Source organism: Streptomyces sp. NRRL B-24085 (assembly GCF_001282115.1).
Lineage (GTDB): Bacteria > Actinomycetota > Actinomycetes > Streptomycetales > Streptomycetaceae > Streptomyces.
In genome coordinates this window covers 1-5,334 of sequence record NZ_LJBR01000316.1, presented here as the reverse complement: position 1 = coordinate 5,334, position 5,334 = coordinate 1, and the positions used below count along the sequence as shown (strand labels likewise).

4 protein-coding genes and 1 pseudogene are annotated in these 5,334 nt (G+C 70.6%); 4 read left to right on the top strand and 1 reads right to left on the bottom strand.

Annotated elements, in window-relative coordinates; translation table 11 throughout:
• Nucleotides 1–31: 31 nt before the first annotated feature.
• Nucleotides 32–1,471, bottom strand: coding sequence for a gamma-aminobutyraldehyde dehydrogenase (locus AOJ26_RS30360; protein WP_053851573.1), 1,440 nt, complete (start codon nucleotides 1,469–1,471; stop codon nucleotides 32–34).
• A 182-nt stretch (nucleotides 1,472–1,653) separates the two neighbouring features.
• Between AOJ26_RS30360 and AOJ26_RS30355 the strand changes: the two genes are divergently transcribed.
• The 4 genes and pseudogenes from AOJ26_RS30355 to AOJ26_RS30340 all read left to right on the top strand — a co-directional run.
• Nucleotides 1,654–2,196 (top strand): Lrp/AsnC family transcriptional regulator, encoded by a 543-nt coding sequence (locus AOJ26_RS30355; protein ID WP_053851572.1) that lies wholly within the window; start codon nucleotides 1,654–1,656, stop codon nucleotides 2,194–2,196.
• 19 nt (nucleotides 2,197–2,215) lie between these two features.
• Entirely contained in the window at nucleotides 2,216–3,580 is a 1,365-nt protein-coding gene (locus AOJ26_RS30350) for an aspartate aminotransferase family protein (protein WP_053851571.1), read from the top strand.
• 190 nt (nucleotides 3,581–3,770) lie between these two features.
• Nucleotides 3,771–4,511: an ABC transporter ATP-binding protein gene (locus tag AOJ26_RS30345; protein WP_053851570.1), complete on the top strand. Its 741-nt coding sequence runs from the start codon at nucleotides 3,771–3,773 to the stop codon at nucleotides 4,509–4,511.
• Nucleotides 4,493–5,334: pseudogene (locus AOJ26_RS30340) on the top strand (hypothetical protein); the annotation flags it as partial. The gene AOJ26_RS30345 and the pseudogene AOJ26_RS30340, both read left to right, overlap by 19 nt.

The window sequence follows — 5,334 nt, the reverse complement described above, 5'->3', positions numbered from 1 at the left end:
CCCCCGGCGCCCCCGCGCCCCCCCAAGAGACCTACGCGTCCAACGAAGTCATCACGTGCTTGATCCGCGTGTAGTCCTCGAACCCGTACCCCGACAGGTCCTTGCCGTAGCCCGACTTCTTGAACCCGCCGTGCGGCATCTCGGCGACCAGCGGGATGTGCGTGTTGATCCACACGCACCCGAAGTCCAGCTTCTTCGACATCCGCATCGCGCGGCCGTGGTCCTTGGTCCACACCGAGGACGCGAGCGCGTACTCGACCCCGTTGGCCCAGGACACGGCCTGCTCCTCGTCGGAGAAGGACTGCACGGTGATGACCGGCCCGAACACCTCGTTCTGGATGATCTCGTCGTCCTGCTTGAGCCCGGACACGACGGTCGGAGCGTAGAAGTACCCCTTCTCACCGACCTGGTGACCGCCGGCCTCGACCTTGGCGTGCGCCGGCAGCCGCTCGATGAACCCGGAGACCTGCTTGAGCTGGTTCGGGTTGTTGAGGGGACCGAAGAGCACGTCCTCGTCGTCCGGCTGCCCGGTCTTGGTGTCGGCGGCGGCCTTGGCCAGCGCGGCGACGAACTCGTCGTGGATCGACGACTGCACCAGCACCCGCGTGGCCGCCGTGCAGTCCTGCCCGGCGTTGAAGAAGCCCGCCACGGAGATGTCCTCGACGGCCTTGGCGATGTCGGTGTCCTCGAACACGACGACCGGGGCCTTGCCGCCCAGCTCCAGGTGCACCCGCTTGAGGTCCTTGGCCGCGGTCTCGGCGACCGACATGCCGGCCCGCACCGACCCGGTGATGGACGCCATGGCCGGTGTCGGGTGCTCGACCATCAGCCGCCCTGTCTCGCGGTCGCCGGTGACGACGTTGAAGACGCCCTTCGGCAGGATCCCGCCGATGATCTCGGCGATCAGCACGGTCGACGCGGGGGTCGTGTCCGACGGCTTCAGCACCACCGTGTTGCCGGCCGCGATCGCCGGCGCGAACTTCCACACGGCCATCATCATCGGGTAGTTCCACGGCGCGACCTGCGCGCAGACGCCCACCGGCTCACGGCGGACGATGGAGGTCAGGCCCTCCATGTACTCACCGGCCGACCGTCCCTCCAGCATCCGCGCCGCACCGGCGAAGAAACGGATCTGGTCGACCATCGGCGGGATCTCCTCGGACCGCGTGAGCCCGATCGGCTTGCCGGTGTTCTCCACCTCGGCCGCGATGAGTTCCTCGGCCCGCTCCTCGAACGCGTCGGCGATCTTCAGCAGGGCCTTCTGACGCTCGGCGGGAGTCGTGTCGCGCCAGCCGGGGAAGGCGGCGGCAGCGGCGGCCATCGCCGCGTCCACGTCCGCCTGCCCGGACAGCGGAGCGGTCGCGTACGCCTCGCCGGTCGCGGGGTTGACCACCTCGGTGGTCCGCCCGTCGGCGGCGTCCCGGAACTCACCGTCGATGTAGTTGCGCAGACGACGCAGCTCGGTGCTCACTGCCGACCTCCTGGGGGGTTGAAGCTGGGGGTTGAAACTGTCCACTCACTGAGACACCCACCCTAATCGCCAGGCCCACGTTTTCAACACCCCCGATCCCGCCAAGGCTGCGAAATCCGCAGGTCTCAGTCACGTAAACAACGAATTTCATCGCCCCGACCTTGCGAAACCGACGAGACGTCGTGCACAGTGACCTCGTGGCCAGTCGAAGCGCAGACCCCAGGGACTCCCGTGAGTCCAGGAGCGAGACCAGGAGCGAGTCCAGGAACGGCAGCAGCCCGAACCTGGACGCCGTCTCCCTCGCCATCATCGAGCAGCTCCAGGAGGACGGCCGCCGCCCGTACGCCGCGATCGGCAAGGCCGTGGGCCTGTCCGAGGCGGCCGTGCGCCAGCGCGTCCAGAAGCTGCTCGACCAGGGCGTGATGCAGATCGTCGCCGTCACGGACCCGCTCACCGTGGGCTTCCGGCGCCAGGCGATGGTCGGCATCCACGTCGAGGGCGACGTCGAGTCCGTGGCCGACGCGCTGACCGCCATGTCCGAGTGCGAGTACGTCGTGATGACCGCCGGCTCCTTCGACCTGATGGTGGAGATCGTCTGCGAGGACGACGACCACCTGCTGGAGGTCATCAACCGCCGCATCCGGGCCATCCCCGGAGTGCGCTCCACCGAGAGCTTCGTCTACCTGAAGCTCAAGAAGCAGACCTACATGTGGGGAACCCGATAACCGTGAGGACCCGATAACCGTGAGCTCCAAGGACCTCAGCCGCACCGCGTACGACCACCTGTGGATGCACTTCACCCGCATGTCCTCGTACGAGAACTCCCCGGTCCCGACCATCGTCCGGGGCGAGGGCACCTACATCTACGACGACAAGGGCAGGCGCTACCTCGACGGTCTCGCGGGCCTGTTCGTGGTCCAGGCCGGCCACGGCCGCACGGAACTCGCCGAGACCGCGTTCAAGCAGGCGCAGGAGCTGGCGTTCTTCCCGGTGTGGTCCTACGCCCACCCGAAGGCCGTCGAGCTCGCGGAGCGCCTCGCGCAGCACGCGCCCGGCGACCTGAACAAGGTCTTCTTCACCACCGGCGGCGGTGAGGCGGTCGAGACCGCCTGGAAGCTCGCCAAGCAGTACTTCAAGCTCACCGGCAAGCCCACCAAGCACAAGGTGATCTCCCGCGCGGTCGCCTACCACGGCACCCCGCAGGGCGCCCTGTCCATCACCGGCCTGCCGGCCCTCAAGGCCCCCTTCGAGCCGCTGGTCCCCGGCGCCCACAAGGTGCCGAACACCAACATCTACCGCGCCCCGATCCACGGCGACGACCCCGAGGCCTACGGCCGCTGGGCCGCCGACCAGATCGAGCAGCAGATCCTCTTCGAGGGCCCGGACACCGTCGCCGCGGTCTTCCTGGAGCCGGTGCAGAACGCGGGCGGCTGCTTCCCGCCCCCGCCCGGCTACTTCCAGCGGGTGCGCGAGATCTGCGACCAGTACGACGTGCTGCTCGTCTCGGACGAGGTCATCTGCGCCTTCGGCCGCCTCGGCACCATGTTCGCCTGCGACAAGTTCGACTACGTCCCGGACATGATCACCTGCGCCAAGGGCATGACCTCGGGCTACTCCCCGATCGGCGCCTGCATCATCTCCGACCGCCTGGCCGAGCCGTTCTACAAGGGCGACAACACCTTCCTGCACGGCTACACCTTCGGCGGCCACCCGGTCTCCGCGGCCGTCGGGCTCGCCAACCTCGACCTGTTCGAGCGCGAGAACCTCAACCAGCACGTCCTCGACAACGAGGGCGCCTTCCGCTCGACGCTGGAGAAGCTGCACGACCTGCCGATCGTCGGCGACGTCCGCGGCAACGGCTTCTTCTACGGCATCGAGCTCGTCAAGGACAAGACGACGAAGGAGTCCTTCAACGACGAGGAGACCGAGCGCGTCCTGTACGGCTTCCTGTCCAAGGCCCTCTTCGACAACGGCCTGTACTGCCGTGCCGACGACCGCGGCGACCCGGTCGTCCAGCTCGCCCCGCCGCTGATCTCCGACCAGGAGACCTTCGACGAGATCGAGCAGATCCTGCGCGCGACCCTCACCGAGGCCTGGACGAAGCTCTAGCACTCGGCGGTTCAGCCGCTTGTACGACCCGGGGTGCCCCCGTCCGAGTGACAGGGGCGCACCCCGGGCCGTGTGCTGTACGGCGTCCCGCCCCCGCCTCCTTAGCGTGCCTGGTAACCGATCGGCCCTGCTTTCGTTCCCCCGCTCGGGGGATTGCAAGGCACAACGGACCAGAACGAGGTGTACGCCCATGGAGGCCCCGCCCGACAACGATGTGCTCTGGGCACGCTCCCTGCACTTCACCCACCGCGACGGCTCGCCGGCGCTCCAGGGCGTCTCCCTCGGAGTGCGCGAGGGAGAGATCCTCGCTGTGAGCGGCCCGCGCGGCAGCGGCAAGACCGCCCTGCTCAGATGCCTGTCGGGACTCGCCCCGGCCCAGCGCGGCGAGGTCTGGTTCAACAGCGTGCCCGTGCACACCATGGGCCCGATGACCCGGGAGCGCCTGCGCCGCGACCGCTTCGGCTGGATCGACCCCGCTCCGGCGCTCGTCCCCGAGCTCAACGCCTGGGAGAACGCCGCCCTCCCTCTCATGCTGCGCGGCACCGGCCGCCGGCGTGCCCGGACGGCCGCCCTGGAGTGGCTGGAGCGCCTCGACATCGGCGACCGGACCCGCTGCCGCCCGCACGAGCTGACCCAGTCCGAACGCCAGCGTGTCTGCGTCGCCCGCGCCCTGGCCCCGGCCCCGTCGGTGCTGTTCGCGGACGAACCGACGGCCCCGCTGCACCGGGCGGACCGCGCGCACGTCCTGCGCACGCTCACCACGGCCGCCCGCTCCCACGGCATCACCGTGGTCCTGGCGACGCACGACCCCGACACCGCAGCCCTGGCGGACCGCACGGTCACCCTCCTGGACGGACGCCGGGTCAAGACCGTGCACCTGCCCCCGATGGCCGACTCGGAAGGCCGTACCGCGTGCTCGCTCTCCGTCTGACCCGGGGCGCCCGTCCCGCCGTGCACCTGCGCCGCCTCCTGGTGGCGCTCGCCTCGGCGGGCACGGGCTTCCTCCTGCTGTGCACCCTCGGCCACGCGATCAGCCATCCCGAGGACCCCTCGGGCGCGGTGCTACGCCTGGCGTGGTGCCTGACTCCGCTGGCCGCCACGGTCCACTTCGCCCTGGCGGTCGCCCGGACCGACCCGGGCACCCGGCCCCGCCCCGGTCTCTCGGCGATCGGCCTCGGCCCGGGCCGCCTGATGGCCGTCACCGCCACCACCACGGCCCTGTCCTGCACCCTCGGCTCGATGCTGGCGCTGCTCTTCTTCCTCCATCTGCGGGGCGACCTGACGGGCATGCCCTTCGACGGGGCGGCGGCGGACTTCCTGGCGGCGGACGCCCCCCTGCCGCTGCCGGCGGCCCTGACCCTGCTGGGCCTGGTCCCGGCGATCGCGTCGGTGACGGTGGGGCTCGCCCTGCGGCCACGGGACGACAGACCGGCCCCGGCGAAGCGGGAGGCACGGTCGTACGGCCGCTTCGGGGCGTACGGCAGGACGACGGCGAGGGAGCCCTTCGGGGCGTACGGCCGCCTCCGCGCGCGCAGGGCCGCGGGGGAGCCGGCCGCCGGCCGCGAGGCATCCCCGGCGGCCACGGAGACGGGCGGGAACACCGCCGTGGCAGCCCCCGCCGAGGACGGCCGGACCGAGAACCCGGCGGTCCTGCCCGCCCCCCGGGAGGCGCCCAAGGGTCTCCCCTGGGGCATCGCGGTCCTCGCCGCGGGCCTGGCCGTGGAGGGCTACGCCAACCGTCAGGGCGGCACCCC